General features: G+C 41.7%; 17 protein-coding genes and 1 other annotated feature. Of the genes, 1 reads left to right on the plus strand and 16 read right to left on the minus strand.

Translation table 11 applies throughout. From position 1 onward, the window contains the following. Positions 1-2: 2 nt before the first annotated feature. From rpmG to ybeY, 7 genes are read right to left on the minus strand one after another with little or no spacing between them, the layout of a single operon-like run. The gene (gene rpmG / locus HT722_RS07205; RefSeq protein WP_001809104.1) at positions 3-152 is read right to left on the minus strand and encodes a 50S ribosomal protein L33; all 150 of its coding nucleotides are present in this window, start codon (positions 150-152) and stop codon (positions 3-5) included. After that, entirely contained in the window at positions 152-1,351 is a 1,200-nt protein-coding gene (locus tag HT722_RS07210) for a multidrug efflux MFS transporter (RefSeq protein ID WP_173226426.1), read from the minus strand. Before HT722_RS07210 ends, rpmG begins: the two co-directional genes overlap by 1 nt. Then, entirely contained in the window at positions 1,338-1,943 is a 606-nt protein-coding gene (gene coaE, locus HT722_RS07215; protein WP_173226424.1) for a dephospho-CoA kinase, read from the minus strand. Before coaE ends, HT722_RS07210 begins: the two co-directional genes overlap by 14 nt. Further along, positions 1,943-2,767: a DNA-formamidopyrimidine glycosylase gene (mutM, locus tag HT722_RS07220; protein WP_173278337.1), complete on the minus strand. Its 825-nt coding sequence runs from the start codon at positions 2,765-2,767 to the stop codon at positions 1,943-1,945. The genes coaE and mutM overlap by 1 nt, the downstream gene beginning before the upstream one ends. 48 nt (positions 2,768-2,815) lie before the next feature. Beyond that, positions 2,816-3,715 (minus strand): GTPase Era, encoded by a 900-nt coding sequence (gene era, locus HT722_RS07225; protein WP_000143264.1) that lies wholly within the window; start codon positions 3,713-3,715, stop codon positions 2,816-2,818. Between the two features lie 16 nt (positions 3,716-3,731). Continuing rightward, positions 3,732-4,127, minus strand: a complete 396-nt coding sequence (locus tag HT722_RS07230; RefSeq protein WP_000378166.1) for a diacylglycerol kinase — start codon at positions 4,125-4,127, stop codon at positions 3,732-3,734. Further along, the gene (gene ybeY / locus HT722_RS07235) at positions 4,108-4,605 is read right to left on the minus strand and encodes an rRNA maturation RNase YbeY (protein WP_000275156.1); all 498 of its coding nucleotides are present in this window, start codon (positions 4,603-4,605) and stop codon (positions 4,108-4,110) included. Before ybeY ends, HT722_RS07230 begins: the two co-directional genes overlap by 20 nt. Positions 4,606-4,709: 104 nt before the next feature. On the opposite strand from ybeY, the gene pavA reads away from it, so the two are divergent. Further along, positions 4,710-6,365 carry an Rqc2 family fibronectin-binding protein PavA gene (pavA, locus tag HT722_RS07240; RefSeq protein WP_173226418.1) on the plus strand — a complete coding sequence of 552 codons (1,656 nt, stop codon included), beginning with the start codon at positions 4,710-4,712 and terminating at the stop codon, positions 6,363-6,365. Positions 6,366-6,420: 55 nt separating this feature from the next. Here pavA and HT722_RS07245 read toward each other — a convergent pair whose 3' ends face one another. The 9 genes from HT722_RS07245 to HT722_RS07285 all read right to left on the minus strand — a co-directional run bounded on the left by HT722_RS07245 (position 6,421) and on the right by HT722_RS07285 (position 14,908). Next, the gene (locus tag HT722_RS07245) at positions 6,421-8,175 is read right to left on the minus strand and encodes a glucosaminidase domain-containing protein (protein ID WP_173278339.1); all 1,755 of its coding nucleotides are present in this window, start codon (positions 8,173-8,175) and stop codon (positions 6,421-6,423) included. A 41-nt stretch (positions 8,176-8,216) separates the two neighbouring features. After that, on the minus strand, positions 8,217-9,203 hold the full coding sequence (locus tag HT722_RS07250) for a dihydroorotate dehydrogenase (RefSeq protein WP_173278341.1): 987 nt from the start codon (positions 9,201-9,203) through the stop codon (positions 8,217-8,219). Beyond that, the gene (locus tag HT722_RS07255) at positions 9,166-9,966 is read right to left on the minus strand and encodes a dihydroorotate dehydrogenase electron transfer subunit (RefSeq protein WP_173278343.1); all 801 of its coding nucleotides are present in this window, start codon (positions 9,964-9,966) and stop codon (positions 9,166-9,168) included. The genes HT722_RS07250 and HT722_RS07255 overlap by 38 nt, the downstream gene beginning before the upstream one ends. A gap of 248 nt (positions 9,967-10,214) precedes the next feature. Beyond that, on the minus strand, positions 10,215-10,595 hold the full coding sequence (locus tag HT722_RS07260; protein ID WP_000157153.1) for a VOC family protein: 381 nt from the start codon (positions 10,593-10,595) through the stop codon (positions 10,215-10,217). A gap of 57 nt (positions 10,596-10,652) precedes the next feature. Beyond that, a complete protein-coding gene (gene rplT, locus HT722_RS07265; protein WP_000124834.1) occupies positions 10,653-11,012 on the minus strand; it encodes a 50S ribosomal protein L20 in 360 nt (119 codons plus the stop codon). A gap of 51 nt (positions 11,013-11,063) precedes the next feature. Next, positions 11,064-11,264 (minus strand): 50S ribosomal protein L35, encoded by a 201-nt coding sequence (rpmI, locus tag HT722_RS07270; RefSeq protein ID WP_001125943.1) that lies wholly within the window; start codon positions 11,262-11,264, stop codon positions 11,064-11,066. Between the two features lie 32 nt (positions 11,265-11,296). Then, positions 11,297-11,827, minus strand: a complete 531-nt coding sequence (gene infC, locus HT722_RS07275; RefSeq protein ID WP_000848180.1) for a translation initiation factor IF-3 — start codon at positions 11,825-11,827, stop codon at positions 11,297-11,299. A 15-nt stretch (positions 11,828-11,842) separates the two neighbouring features. Continuing rightward, positions 11,843-11,974 (minus strand) — a sequence feature (ribosomal protein L20 leader region). Positions 11,975-12,045: 71 nt separating this feature from the next. Continuing rightward, positions 12,046-14,286 (minus strand): DNA internalization-related competence protein ComEC/Rec2, encoded by a 2,241-nt coding sequence (locus tag HT722_RS07280; protein ID WP_173278345.1) that lies wholly within the window; start codon positions 14,284-14,286, stop codon positions 12,046-12,048. Further along, positions 14,270-14,908 (minus strand): helix-hairpin-helix domain-containing protein, encoded by a 639-nt coding sequence (locus tag HT722_RS07285; protein WP_173278347.1) that lies wholly within the window; start codon positions 14,906-14,908, stop codon positions 14,270-14,272. The genes HT722_RS07280 and HT722_RS07285 overlap by 17 nt, the downstream gene beginning before the upstream one ends. Positions 14,909-14,956: the final 48 nt, after the last annotated feature.

The raw sequence follows: 14,956 nt of genomic DNA on the forward strand, positions 1-14,956 counted from the left end.
ATCTACTTAGATTCAAGATGTAGGGTTACTTTTCTTTCCTTGGGACAATACTTTAAAACCTCAATCTTGTCTGGATGGGTTTTTGAATTTTTACTGGTTAGGTAATTGATACTGCCACAAGAGGAGCATTTGAGATTAATTTTTACTCGCACTAGATTTCCTTTACTTTTAATAATGTTCGAAATTGAAGCAGGTTAAAGAGACAACTAAAGGCAACACAAAGGCTTGTCGCATAAAAGACTGCATGGTAGCCAAATTGTCCTGCTACTGCAGAACCTGCCATAGGACCAACGACACCACCCAGATAAAAGAATACCTGATTGAAGGCAAAGACCCTCGAAATGCCGGCTTTGGGAGTCATTTTGCTGAGTAGCGCATTGACCCCGGGAATCAGCGCACCGGTTCCCAAGCCAAAGAGGAATCGATAGAGTCCCAGTTGGAGGGGGCTAGAAGCATTGGCGCAGAGGAGATAGATGATGACTGAATAAAACTGGGCGACAACCAAGAGACGATGATTGCCCACCTTGTCACCTAGCTTGCCCATAACTCCCGCACTCATCATACTGGAAAAGCCCATACTGGATACAATCAAACCAGATACAAAAAGAAGATTCTCTGTCTGCCCTAAGTCACGCACATAAAGAGCCAAAATAGGACCAATCGATTGGGCTGAAAATTGGATGACAAAACTGGTTAAAAAGAGATTGACCAAAAGATAGGGATATTTGACCGATGTAAATAATTCCTTTGTTGGAATAGCCCTTTCCTTGGCTACTGGTTGAAAATCTTCCTTGATAAAGCAAATAGTCAAAATAGCAGCTAAAAATAAAAAACTACCAACCAGTAAGAAAACCGTACGAATGCCAAATAATTCTGCGATAAAGCCACCAATAAAAGGACCAGTTAGAGTACCTGCAACTACGCCTGTAGACAGAGTACCTAAGGCAGAGCCTGATTTCTCCTTGGGAACCTGACTGGCTATCAGGGCTGTTGCATTAGGAACAAAACCTGCAAATACACCATTCAGTAAACGAAGAAAGATTAGCCAATAGATATTTGGGACAAAGGCTAAGCCTCCCATAGTAATGGTCATGGCAAGTCCAGCTCGAATCATCATGGGTTTTCTTCCGTATTTGTCAGCAAGGATTCCCCAGATAGGAGAAAAGAGCGCCGCGGAAATAGCAGATACAGAAATAGCCAAGCCTGCATAAAAAGCAGCTTGCTCACTCCCAACACCTAGATTTTCCACAAAAATGGGCATAAAGGGCACAACCAAAGAAATACTGGCTCCTGTCAGAAAATTACCAAACCAGGCAATGCGCAAATTATCCTTCCAGTTAATCTCTGTCATCTTGTGCACCTCCCTCGAGAAGGATACGCACTTGAGTAAGAAGCTGGTCCAGATTTCCATTGTTATCTAAAACATGACTAGCCAAATCTTTCTTTTTCTCTAAAGGCCACTGGGCTGCCAGACGAGATTCAGCTTCATTTTTGGACAAGTGGTCTCTTTTCATTAAACGTTCTACTTGGACATCTCGATCCACATAGACCAACCATGTCTCATCAAACCAAGCGCTGTAGTCCTGTTCAAAAAGCAAAGGAATATCCATGAAAAAGATAGCTTCTGTCTGAGCCAACTGGTCTCTCAAAGTAGCCAGTTCTTCACGAATAATCTCCCCTTGGATTCGTTTAGACCATTCCCGTTCATCAGGATTTGAAAAGATGAGACTAGCTAGGAGAGGGCGATTGAGTTCTCCGTTTTCTAGAATGATTTCTTGACCAAAGTGCTGGACTAGAGCCTCAAACAGACGACCACCAGATTTCTGTAGCTGGTGTACAACTGCGTCAGCATCCACCACTTGAAAACCTTGTTTTCTTAAAAAATTTGTCACAGTTGACTTACCAGAGGCAATTCCTCCTGTGATTCCAATGATTTTTCCCATCAGTCCCTCCTTTGACAGTTTGGACAAAAGTGGGTTCCACGTCCGCCTAGTTGAATTTTCTCAATCACAGTTCCACAGCGTGAGCATTTTTGACCAGCCTTGTCATAGACCTGATGAAAATCCTGCATGGTTCCGTCTTCCCCAAAGGCATTGGTATAAGTCCGAATGGTGGAACCGCCTTTTTCAACAGCCTGGCTCAAAACAGCAATGGTTTGGTCATGAATGGCTGACGCTTCTGCTGCAGTCAAAGTCTGAGAAGGTCTTGCTGGATGAACCTGAGCTCGCCAGAGAACCTCATCCACATAGATATTGCCAAGACCAGCAACCAAGGTCTGGTCTAGGAGATGGGATTTGATAGGCTTTTTGGACTTGGTAAGAGCAGTTTGAAAGACCTGCAAATTAAAATCCTGCTCTTTCGGCTCCGGACCTAGTTTTTTAGAAATAAAGTAGGCTTTCAAAAGGTCAGGCGCCAAGAGTTCCATAGTACCAAACTTGCGAACATCCTCATAAACAAGCGTGCCACCATCCTCAAACTGGAAGAAAACATGGGCATGCTTGCGTTCAGGAACTTGGTTCGGATAATAAAAATACTTGCCCTCCATCCGTAAATGGGAAATCAAGACCTTGTCTGTCAGGTAAAAAAGCAAATATTTGCCACGACGTCCCATTGACTCAACAATCTGACCAGGCACTTCCTTTTGAAATTGGTCCAAATCCGTTTTAATCATCTTGGGATAGCGAATTTCTATACTGGAAATCTTCTTTCCTAGAATCAATTTTTCCAAGCCACGACGAACCGTTTCAACCTCTGGTAATTCAGGCATACGTCCTCCTTCTGTAAAAACAAGAAGCAGGCATGAGCCCACCTCTACTTAGTATTCTTTTTCATTATAGCCAAAGTCAGCTAAATCTAGCTTTTTATCACGCCAGTTTTTCTTGACCTTGACCCAGGTTTCTAGGAAGACCTTGTCTCCTAGCATGAGTTCAATATCACGACGAGCCATGCTACCGATTTTCTTAAGCATAGCACCACCTTTACCGATGATAATCCCTTTCTGACTATCGCGCTCGACCATGATGGTTGCACGGATGTGAACCTTGTCTGTTTCTTCGTCTCGTTTCATAGAATCAACTACTACAGCAACTGAGTGAGGAATCTCTTCACGAGTTAGATGCAAGACTTTCTCGCGAACCATTTCTGAAACCAAGAATCGTTCTGGATGATCTGTGATTTGATCAGACGGAAAATATTGGAAACCTTCGTCCAGATTTTCACTCAAAATATCCACTAGACGAGAGACGTTATTCCCTTGAAGAGCTGAGATTGGAACGATTTCCTTAAAGTCCATTTGATTACGGAAATCATCAATCTGAGACAAAAGCTGGTCTGGATGAACCTTATCAATCTTGTTCACCACCAGAATAACAGGAACCTTGGCAGCCTTGAGACGCTCGATAATCATATCGTCCCCCTTACCACGCGCTTCATCAGCAGGTACCATAAAAAGAACGGTATCCACTTCACGAAGGGTGCTATAGGCAGATTCTACCATGAAATCTCCGAGAGCCGTTTTAGGTTTGTGAATCCCTGGTGTGTCGATAAAAACGATTTGTTCCTTATCAGTCGTGTAAATTCCCATGATTTTATTGCGCGTTGTCTGCGCCTTGTCACTCATGATGGCAATCTTTTGCCCCATGACATGATTTAAAAAAGTTGACTTCCCAACATTGGGACGTCCTAAAATGGCTACAAAGCCTGATTTAAAAGTCATAATTTCCTCTTACTGTTTAAAATAATAAATCCCAGATTCGTGGGAGAAAAATCAATGCGCCTGTTAAGGCTGCGAAAAGAGAGACCACTAATACCGCGCCAGCCGCCATATCCTTGGCATTTTTAGCCAGCATGGAAAAGTGATAATGACTGGCCAAATCCACCACATTTTCAATAGCAGAATTGATAATTTCAAAGGCTACTACCAAGAAAATGCTCAATAGGAGAAAGAGCCATTCGATTCGTGACACCTGAAAAACAAAACCTGCAAGAATGACTACAAGAGCCGTTACTGCATGTTTTCGCATATTGCGTTCTTCCTTGATAGCAGTAAAAATTCCTGTGAGAGCAAATTCTAAACTGGATATCAGGTCACGATTTTTCCATTTTCGTTTATTGTCTTGTGAGTCCATAGGCTGTCAAAATTTCTTCTTGTAAACCGAACATCTCTGCTTCTTCTTCCGGAGTGTAGTGATCATAGCCGTTGATATGTAAAAAGCCGTGTACTGCCAAGAAGCCCATCTCACGCTCAAAGCTATGGCCATATTCCTCGGCCTGCTCATGAGCCTTATCAATAGAGATGAACAGTTCCCCAATATAGGCATCAAACTCAGACATCATCTCTGCCAATTCCGGATTTTCAAGCAAATCTTCCTCGTCAAAGGCAATTTCCAACTCTGGTTTATACTCAAGGCTGATGACATCTGTCGGACGGTCTGTGTCACGGTACTCAAGATTGAGTTCATGACTACGCTCGTTAGTCACAAAGGTAACTGCCATCTCCTTGTCTTCTTTGCCTAATTTTTGGGCTGCAAATTCCAAAATTTCTTGGGTTTGTTGCAACATTTCTTTTGAAACTTGACCAGTTTCATCTACCATTTCAATATACATGTGCTTCTCGTTTCTCTTTACTTGGCTTTATTATACCACATTTCCATGATTTTATTCTACCTTTTTGATATAATACTATGGAATACAATCACAAGGAGAGAACGATGTCATTTGACGGATTTTTTTTACACCACATGGTTGAGGAATTACGAAGAGAGTTAGTGAACGGTCGCATCCAGAAAATCAATCAGCCTTTTGAACAAGAGTTGGTCTTGCAAATCCGCAGCAATCGCCAAAGTCATCGCCTGCTCCTCTCTGCCCATCCAGTTTTTGGACGCATTCAGCTGACCCAAACGACTTTTGAAAATCCAGCCCAACCTTCCACCTTTATCATGGTTTTGAGAAAATATTTGCAGGGTGCCCTGATTGAGTCGATTGAGCAAGTGGAAAATGACCGTATTGTGGAAATTACAGTTTCCAATAAAAACGAGATTGGAGACCATATCCAGGCTACCTTGATTATCGAGATTATGGGTAAACACAGTAATATTCTACTGGTTGATAAAAGTAGCCACAAAATCCTCGAAGTCATTAAACACGTCGGCTTTTCACAAAATAGCTACCGTACCTTGCTTCCTGGGTCGACCTACATTGCTCCGCCAAGTACGGAATCTCTCAATCCTTTTACGATCAAGGACGAGAAACTCTTTGAAATCCTGCAAACACAGGAAACGACAGCTAAAAATCTTCAAAGCCTCTTTCAAGGTCTGGGACGCGATACAGCAAATGAATTGGAAAGGATACTGGTTAGTGATAAACTATCTACTTTCCGTAACTTTTTCAATCAAGAAACCAAACCCTGCTTGACTGAGACTTCCTTCAGTCCAGTTCCTTTTGCAAATCAGGTGGGAGAGCCTTTTGCCAGTCTTTCTGATTTGCTGGACACCTACTATAAGGATAAGGCTGAGCGAGACCGCGTCAAACAACAAGCCAGTGAACTCATTCGCCGTGTTGAAAATGAACTTCAAAAAAATCGCCATAAGCTGAAAAAACAAGAAAAAGAGTTACTGGCGACAGACAATGCGGAGGAATTTCGTCAAAAAGGGGAATTGCTAACAACCTTCCTCCACCAAGTGCCTAACGACCAAGACCAGGTTATCCTAGACAACTACTACACCAACCAACCGATCACCATTGCGCTTGATAAGGCCTTGACTCCCAACCAGAATGCCCAACGCTATTTTAAACGGTATCAGAAACTCAAAGAAGCTGTCAAATACTTGACTGATCTGATTGAGGAAACCAAGGCAACCATTCTCTATCTGGAAAGTGTGGAGACTGTGCTCAACCAAGCTGGACTAGAAGAAATTGCCGAAATCCGTGAAGAATTGATCCAAACCGGATTTATCCGAAGAAGACAGCGAGAAAAAATCCAGAAACGCAAAAAGCCAGAACAGTATCTGGCCAGTGATGGCAAAACCATCATCTATGTCGGTCGCAACAACCTACAAAATGAGGAGCTAACCTTTAAAATGGCCCGCAAGGAAGAACTTTGGTTCCATGCCAAGGACATTCCTGGAAGTCATGTTGTCATCTCAGGAAATCTAGACCCATCTGATGAAGTCAAAACAGACGCAGCAGAGCTGGCCGCCTACTTCTCTCAAGGTCGCCTGTCAAATCTGGTTCAGGTAGATATGATTGAAGTCAAGAAACTCAACAAACCAACTGGCGGAAAACCCGGCTTTGTCACTTACACAGGACAAAAGACCCTCCGTGTCACACCAGACCCCGAAAAAATCTCATCCATGAAAAAATCCTGATTTAACTTAAAATCAGGATTTTTAGCTTAGACTCAAATCATATCCAATTATAGGACTAATCTTTGCCACCTAGTTTTTCATTGATTTTCATCATCACACTAGCAATTTTTTCGCCCCAATATGGGTCTGAGGCATATTCCACATTCATACCAGACGCCTTATTTCCAAGGAAAGTTCTGCCCCTATCGATATAATTTTCCTTAATCCACTTGGTTGCACCTAAAATTCCCTTATCCACATCATCAAATGTCTTGGCAGAAAGGTAAGGGGTCGTGTCATAGGCTGTAATTCCAAAGAAATTATTCTTATCTTTGGCAATCTTACTTCGTCCCCAATCACTTTCTAAAGCACTATGGGCATTGATATGGTAATGTTCTTCAGCTTCCTTAAAGGTAGCTCCCTTATTTTCCAAGAGACTATTGTCAATATTTAACAAACTAAATACCTTATCCAAATCTTCAGCACTGTAGTTTGTAGCCTCTGTCAAATCTTTGAAAAGGAAGGGATTCTCAAGGTTAAAACCATCAAAATGCAGCCCATCTGCCGAATAATATTTCTTGCCTACTTCCATATCAGAAAGATGAGAAGCTACTGGGATACTAGCATTCTGAGCCACATAGTGATAAAAACGGTGTCCATCACTCTCATAATAAGGGATAAAGTCCTTACTAGCATCCAGCGCTTGTAAATCTTCTGTTTTCATATAGCCTGACAAACCAGAAATAGTAATAGCCAGGCGCTTGTCATCACTTTTTCTATCCTTATCTAGCCAGACGACACTACCTTGCGATATATAGGAGAGCTTTTCACCATCTGCATTATAAACATTTGCTGTGACAGGCACTACTTGATAATAAGCAGCATTTTCATTTGTAGCTTTTTCTCCAAGCCATTTACCGTCGCTTCCAAGCTGATAACCTTCTACTGTCTCATTTTTCGCCATGTAGCCACCGGATTTGAAGTAGTACCAGGCTTGACCTTTAGAATCGTATAACCATTCTTTCTCAGCCATTTTACCATCAGATTTGATGTAAAACCATGACTCCTTATCCCAAATCCATTCATTGGCTGCCATATAGCCTCCCGATTTTAGATAATAATAGTGACCATTTTCGAAAATCCATTCTTTGTCAGCATGATTTCCAGTTTCTTTGATGTAAAACCAAGATTGGTATTGTTTGTCAAAAAGCCAACCTTGCTGTACTTTGGCGCCACTGGCATTCACATAAGCCTGGTCAATCCACTGACTTGTCAGTAGATAACCACCGGATTTGAAATAATAGTCCTTCCCTTTAATTTTGAGCCATTCTTTCTCTGCGTGCTCTCCATCTGCTTTGATATAAAACCAAGCGTCGTATTGAGAATCATAGACCCAGTCTTCGATTACTTTGGCACCTGTTGCACCAACATAGGAAGTTCCTACCCAAGCATTTCTTTTCATCTTTCCATTTTGGTCAAGATAATAGAAGGCTCCCTTGTCTTCTATCCATTCTGACTTGGCCATATAGCCACCAGATTTGAGATAAAAATAGTCGTCACCTTGTTTCAGCCATTCATTTTCAGCATAGTTGGCATCTGCTTTTATATAAAACCAAGATTGATAATGAGCATCAAAAACCCACTCATTGGCTGCTTGACTGCCATCTGCTTTCAGGTATTGTTTTCCTTGCCAAGTACCATCACTGGCCATTACACTGTCTGGTCTAGCTAAGAAAAATAGCAGGGCTAAAAAAATAAATCTTACTTTCTTCATTAACCTTCTTCCTCTGTTCTTATTTATTTTATTGTACCAAAATTCTCTGAAATTCATATTACAAACTAATAAAAAATCAAGAACAGATTGATTGCAGTTTACCTCAGAGACTCTTTTACTTCCTTGCGGAGATTTTCCAGACTGCTAATGCCGTATTTATCCATGACTTTTGGTAGCTTTTCGATGATATCAGGACAGGCATATGGATTGGTAAAGTTGGCTGTTCCAACTCCGATTGCAGATGCTCCAGCCAGATACATTTCTAGGGCAGCTTCAGCCGAATCCACTCCCCCCATTCCAATGATAGGCAGGTCTGTTGTTTGGGCGACTTGGCGGATGAGTTTGAGGGCTACTGGAAAGACTGCTGGACCAGACATTCCACCTGTTCCATTGGCCAAGATTGGTTTTCTGGTTTTGAGGTCAAAGCGCATTCCAACTAGAGTATTGATCATGGTTAAGCCGCTTGCTCCCGCATCTTCTGCAGCTTTTGCGACAGTAACGATATCGGTCACACTAGGGGTTAATTTGACATAAACTGGCACATCAGAGGCTTCCACAGCTGCTTTCACCACATCATAAGCCAAATCTGGGTCTTGACCAATCAAAAGTCCATGATTACAGTGGTCAACATTGGGGCAAGAAATATTGAGCTCAATAGCCTTTACATTAGCTGCCTTGGAAATCCCATGAGAAACAGCTGCATACTCTTGTTTTGAAAAACCAGCCACATTAGCAATAATAGGAAGATTTGGATATTCTCTTTCCAGCCAAGGTAACTTTTCAGCCAAAACAACTTCCAAACCAGGATTTTGTAAGCCAATTGCATTGAGCATACCAGCGGGTGTTTCTGCCACCCTTGGAGTTGGATTGCCAAAACGGGCTTCAAGGGTTGTCGCCTTGATCATAATAGAACCTAAAAGGTCTAAATCATAGTACTTGGCATACTCTTGTCCAAAACCAAAACAGCCTGATGCTGGAATGATCGGATTTTTCAAATCCAAGCCTGGTAGAGAAACTTGTAAACGATTTGTAGTCATAATTTTCTCCTTATAATACAACTGTTCCTGTGCGGAAAACAGGGCCATCTTCACAGACGCGTTGGCTGACCGTCTCGCTTTCTGGCACTTTTAGGACACAGGCATAGCAGGCACCCATCCCACAAGCCATACGAGATTCCAGAGATAGATAGGCTCTTGGGTGGTCATAAAAGATTTGATTGATATACTTCATCATTCCAGGTGCCCCACATGAGTAAACAGCATCAAACTGATTATCTAAATCCTTGATAACAACGGAAACATTTCCCTTGATACCATAAGAACCATCATCTGTCGTTACAAAGACTTGACCATATTGAGCTAATTCCGTCTCTAAAATAACAGCATCCTTATTAGCAAAACCGAGAACTGTCACTACTTTCACACCACGCGCATGCAATTCCTTGGCTACTTCAAGCAAGGGCGGAACACCAATCCCCCCACCAACGAGGAGAACCTGGCTCTGCTCATCTAGGTCAGACAAGTCAAAGCCATTTCCCTGAGGACCCATCACATCAAGAGTATCTCCCTGACTTAAGGTTGAGAAAATAGCTGTCCCAGCTCCCTCAATCCGATAAATGAGATGACACTGCTTCTTAACCTTATCGATAGACGAAATTGAAATAGGGCGACGCAAGAGATGGGCATCATCAGGCACACGCAGATGAAGAAATTGACCTGCTCGCATAGCTTCAACCATTTCCCCTTCTAGGACTAATTTAAAGATTGCTGGCGCAATTTCCTCCTGTGCAACCACCTTCATGGTTTCCAATCGAATTGCACCCAAACGTTTCTTACATGTGGGATTCATGACTTTTCCTCCTTAAATTTTAAGGGGACCAGACAAAGAAAAGACCTTGCTAGTGCAAGGCCTCAGTTAAAATCGTACAACAGAAGAGAGCACACTCAAAAAGTCTCCTCTAGAAAATTGCACTATTCTTTTATCTGACACCTTGTGAGTCTCTCTGGACTCCCCTTAAAGGTTAAATTTTTACTAGTATACTCTTTCAGCTAAAAAAAGTCAAGTAGAAAACGAACATTCTACTTGACCTCACGAGATTATTTTTCACGAATGACTTCGACCTTATATCCATCAGGGTCTTTGACAAAGTAATAGTTAGGTGCAGTTCCTGGTAGGCCATTTGGCTCAGTCACTTCATAGCCTTTGGCACTATGCTCTTGATGAAGCGCCTCAAGATCGGGTGTACTGAGGGCGATATGGGCAAATCCATCTCCAACCACATAAGGACCATGATCGTAGTTATAAGTCAACTCCAACTCATAGTCATCACCCTCAAGACCTAGATAGACAATCGTGAAGGCATGGTCTGGAAAATCTCTGCGACGCAATTCTTTAAAACCAAAAGCATCTTGATAAAATGCGATTGATTTTTCAAGATTTTCTACTCGCAAGCAAGTATGTAGCATTTTTGAAGCCATATTTTTCTCCTTTATTTTTAAAAAGACTGGACAATCCTGTTCCAGTCTCATCAGTTGTTATTTACCAAGTTTTGCTTTCGCTGCATCTGCAAGAGCTGTGAAAGCTGCTGCATCATTAACAGCCAAGTCAGCAAGCATTTTACGGTTAACTTCGATCTCAGCCAATTTCAAACCATGCATCAATTGTGAGTATGAAAGCCCGTTCATACGAGCTGCCGCGTTGATACGAGTGATCCACAATTTGCGGAAGTCACGTTTTTTCTGACGACGGTCACGGTATGCATAGTAGTAAGAGTTCATTACTTGTTCTTTTGCAGTACGGAACAAGATGTGTTTAGCTCCATAGTAACCTTTTGCTAATTTAAGAATACGTTTACGACGTTTGCGTGATACAACGCCACCTTTAACACGTGCCATGTTTTATTTCCTCCAAATATTTCCTAGAATTGTTTACTTACAGTCAAGCTATTATTTCAAGCGAGTAAGCATTGCTTTGATACGTTTGTAATCTCCTGAATGCACCATAGATGCTTTACGAAGATGACGACGTTGTTTCTTAGTTTTTCCGTGGAAACGGTGAGAAGTGTAAGCACGGAAACGTTTAAGTCCACCAGAACCTGTACGTTTGAAACGTTTAGCTGATGCGCGGTGTGTTTTTTGTTTTGGCATGATTTTTTCTCCTTTATTTAACTTTCTGACAATTATTTTTTGTCAGTCGCTGGCGCCAATTGCATGAACATTTGACGTCCATCCATTTTAGCACGTTGTTCGATGATGGCAATATCTTGAGTTGCTTCAGCAAACTCGGCTAAAACTTTTGCACCAATCTCTTTATGGGTAATCATACGACCCTTAAAGCGAATAGATACCTTAACTTTATTTCCTTTTTCAAGGAATTTGCGTGCATTGCGAAGTTTTGTATCAAAGTCACCCTTGTCAATAGTTGGACTTAGACGAACTTCTTTCACAGTAACAACACTTTGTTTTTTACGTTGTTCTTTTTGCTTCTTCTGGTACTCAAATTTGAACTTACCGTAGTCCATAATTTTTGCAACAGGCGGTTTGGCTTGGGGTTGAATCAATACTAGGTCAACATTAGCGTTATCAGCCAAAGCTTGCGCTTCACTGAGTGGCTTGATGCCTAGCTGTTCTCCTTCAAGACCAATCAAGCGAACTTCACGTACACGAATCTCATCATTGATGAATAAGTCTTGCTTTGCTATGGTTTTCACCTCTTTTGTTTTATTAGAGAAAAACAATAGCGGACTCGTAAATATACAAGCCCGCACGTTATGATAGCGTTTCTTAGAAACTTTTCATCCGTAGGGCCAGGCAACTTAATGTCACAAGGCGAGAAGCTCTCACTTCTGCTTTTCTCAACTTTTATATGATACCAAGTTTTCTAGCTCTTGTCAAGATAAAAAGTTATTTTTTTGAAAAGTTTTGGAGACTAAAGAACCGTTTCAATCTTCCAACTTTTCCACCCTTTAAACCGTATAGATCCATGCTGGTCAGTTCGGTAAACTTTGCTATTGATACCTTCCAGTCGAGTCAAGGTTTCCTGATGGGGTAGTTTCGTTCGATTGCTCTTTCCAACTGAGATGAGAATCATCTCTGGTTTGAGTTTTTCTAGAAAGGCTGAACTTGATGATTTTTTAGAGCCATGTTGGCTAGCTTTCAAAACATCCACCTCTAGGTCAGGATATTGCTTCAGCAAGTCCTTCTCTCCTTTCTCCCCCAAATTTCCAGTAAAGAGAAAGTGCTTATCCAAGAGTTTTCCATACAGAACAAGGGAATCTTCATGATCTCCATCTCCAATTTTCCTTGGAGATAGGACTTCTAAGTGACTTCCAAAAATTGGCAATTTCTCTCCTGCTGTCACACTCCGCACCTTGGTTTGAGTTGCCTGTAGTTTTGCAACAAATTCCTTCTGTTTTAGACTGCCTTTGGACACTAAAATTTCGCCTACATGGAAAGCCTTGGTCACCTCCAACAAATCTCCAACATGTTCCTTGTACGTATTTGTCAAAATCAGCTGGTCAATCTTGGCTACTCCTCTACTTTTTAGATAAGGAATCAAGGTTCTCTGTGCATTGCTGGTCGTCGTCTTTTCTTGCCATTTTTCGATTTTCTTATCAGATTCTGCCTTGCCACCTACATCTATGAGAATGGTCTTCCCAGTTACATCCCTTAGGAAAATACTTTCACCTTGCCCAACATCCAGCATTGTAATTTCATTTTCCAGTGGATGCTTTGTCAAGAAAAAGAGTCCTGTAATCAACAAGCTCAATACTGCTAGCCTTTTAATGTTTTTCCTCAAATCATAGACCAAAGCCAAGGAAATTAACAATAAGATTAAAAGCCATGCATTGGGTTGTCCAAAGACCAGAGGTCTACTTGCCACCTGTGATACCAAGCGAATCATTCCCTCCAACCATTCAAAAATAAAATTAAGCTGAATGACTGGATAGAGAAAGGAAAGGGCAAATAAGATAGACAGGAGCGGTAAGAAGATTAAGTCAAATAGAAAGGAAAAGACAAAGGTCAAAAGGATAGACCAAGGCTGAAATTCTGCAAAATAGAAGGATAAAATGGGCAATATTCCCAAGGAAATGACTAGACTTTCTCTGGCAACAGCCTTAAGCCCCTCCCCTTCTTTGCTTGTCATAGTCAAGATAAAAGCATAAGCACATGACAAAACTCCTCCTGCAGTCAAGAAAAAGTTTGGCATGACAATAAAGAGGACAAGCACCGTCAAGGCAAAATTATCCAAGCCCTTAACACCATGTTGAACCAGTAGCTTCTGCAAGAGACTGCGAATGACCGATACCGAAAATCCTGTCAGACCAGCATAGATAAGGGAAAAGGGATAAGTCAGCCACCTCAACTTTTCTTGGATCAAGCCTAATCGCAAGAGTAGTTTCTTAAAGCCATCCATGAAAAATCCTACCTGCATGCCCGACAAGGCAAAAAGATGAATAATTCCTAGACTGGAATAAAGCTCATTCATCTCTTCAAAGTCGGTGTCCAGATGTCCTAATAGAAGCCCTGTCATGTAATTGCGCATAGGGTCTGGAAAGTGCGTCTTAATCCAAACCACAGCCTTACGGCGTAAACTGGACAGGTTTTCACCTATATCCCAACTGCCGACTTTTTGAAGCGACTGGATTCTTTTTATATTGAGAGTCTGGTAAATTCCCTGAGTCTTCAGATAGGCTCGGTAGTCAAAGCCACCAAAATTTCTCTTCCCTTCTGGCTCCGAAAGTTTTCCTTCTAGTTCTATATCATAAAGGTCTGTCAAGGTTTGAAAGGCTTCTTTCTCCTCCTCGGACTGGAGTTTATAATAAACTTGAAAAATGAGTCCATCAGACTTGCCACGAAAGGATAGACTGTCACCATTGACCTTAATAGTGTCAGTCAAAATCCGTACCCTTTCAACAGAATACGCCAAATTTTGACCCGCTTGACTCTGTTGCCAATTTTGAAACAGAAACCAAAAGCCAAAGACTCCGCAAATCATTAGAACTTTGCCCGCAGATTTCCAAGGAAATTGGATAAAGAGGCAGACTAGCAGAAAAACGAAGCCCAACAAAGCAAGATAGGATGCTGAAAAAATGGCGTAGTAAAGCCAGAGTAATAGAAAACTCAGATAGATTAGGGGGATGGGGAAATTCTTAATCCACTGTAACATAGTCTTTTAGCTTTTCTATCGTTTTAGCACCAATGCCAGAGACCTTCTTAAGTTCATCAACCGACTTGAATTTCCCATTTGCCTCACGATGATCGATAATGTCCTGAGCTCGTTTGCCACCCAGTCCTTTGACCTGCTTGAGTTCTTCCAGACTGGCCTTATTGAGATTGACCTTCTTGTCCTTGCTTGTTGAAGAAGCTGCCCCCGAAGTAGTCTGCTGACTAGCTACTTCTTCTCCCTTAGTGGGAACGTAAACCAAAGCCTCATCACTAACTTTCTGAGCTAGATTAAGCGACTTGCTATCTGCTTGTTCTGTCAAGCCACCAGCCTTCTGAACAGCATCATTGACTCGACTACCTACCGGCAAATCATAAATTCCAGGTGCTTTAACAGCACCTTTGACATCTACTGTGATTAGATCTTGTTCAACCGGTTCTTCCTTCACTTCCTTTTCGGTTGATGAAACCTTGGAAACAGCTGCAACTTCTGCCTGCAAATTCCTTTCCTTGACAGGTGTTTGTGAATCTGGCTTTAGCAGGAAAAATCCGCCTACAAGCAAGCCCAGACCAGTACAGATGACAATGATTTTATACTCTTTGATTTTCTCGATAATTGCTTCCATATTTTCTCCTCTCTTAGATTATTCGTAAGAGAAAGAAAAAACAGTCGA

Origin of the sequence: Streptococcus sp. 53, from assembly GCF_013276565.1 — a bacterium.
Lineage (GTDB): Bacteria > Bacillota > Bacilli > Lactobacillales > Streptococcaceae > Streptococcus.

Excerpts from the sequence above, each read along its gene's own strand:
- HT722_RS07210 (WP_173226426.1), bottom strand. The coding sequence starts at position 1,351 with ATGACAGAGATTAACTGGAAGGATAATTTGCGCATTGCCTGGTTTGGT.
- coaE (WP_173226424.1), bottom strand. The coding sequence starts at position 1,943 with ATGGGAAAAATCATTGGAATCACAGGAGGAATTGCCTCTGGTAAGTCA.
- mutM (WP_173278337.1), bottom strand. The coding sequence starts at position 2,767 with ATGCCTGAATTACCAGAGGTTGAAACGGTTCGTCGTGGCTTGGAAAAA.
- era (WP_000143264.1), bottom strand. The coding sequence starts at position 3,715 with ATGACTTTTAAATCAGGCTTTGTAGCCATTTTAGGACGTCCCAATGTT.
- HT722_RS07230 (WP_000378166.1), bottom strand. The coding sequence starts at position 4,127 with ATGGACTCACAAGACAATAAACGAAAATGGAAAAATCGTGACCTGATA.
- ybeY (WP_000275156.1), bottom strand. The coding sequence starts at position 4,605 with ATGTATATTGAAATGGTAGATGAAACTGGTCAAGTTTCAAAAGAAATG.
- pavA (WP_173226418.1), top strand. The coding sequence starts at position 4,710 with ATGTCATTTGACGGATTTTTTTTACACCACATGGTTGAGGAATTACGA.
- HT722_RS07245 (WP_173278339.1), bottom strand. The coding sequence starts at position 8,175 with ATGAATTTCAGAGAATTTTGGTACAATAAAATAAATAAGAACAGAGGA.
- HT722_RS07250 (WP_173278341.1), bottom strand. The coding sequence starts at position 9,203 with ATGGCCCTGTTTTCCGCACAGGAACAGTTGTATTATAAGGAGAAAATT.
- HT722_RS07255 (WP_173278343.1), bottom strand. The coding sequence starts at position 9,966 with ATGAATCCCACATGTAAGAAACGTTTGGGTGCAATTCGATTGGAAACC.
- HT722_RS07260 (WP_000157153.1), bottom strand. The coding sequence starts at position 10,595 with ATGGCTTCAAAAATGCTACATACTTGCTTGCGAGTAGAAAATCTTGAA.
- rplT (WP_000124834.1), bottom strand. The coding sequence starts at position 11,012 with ATGGCACGTGTTAAAGGTGGCGTTGTATCACGCAAACGTCGTAAACGT.
- rpmI (WP_001125943.1), bottom strand. The coding sequence starts at position 11,264 with ATGCCAAAACAAAAAACACACCGCGCATCAGCTAAACGTTTCAAACGT.
- HT722_RS07280 (WP_173278345.1), bottom strand. The coding sequence starts at position 14,286 with ATGTTACAGTGGATTAAGAATTTCCCCATCCCCCTAATCTATCTGAGT.
- HT722_RS07285 (WP_173278347.1), bottom strand. The coding sequence starts at position 14,908 with ATGGAAGCAATTATCGAGAAAATCAAAGAGTATAAAATCATTGTCATC.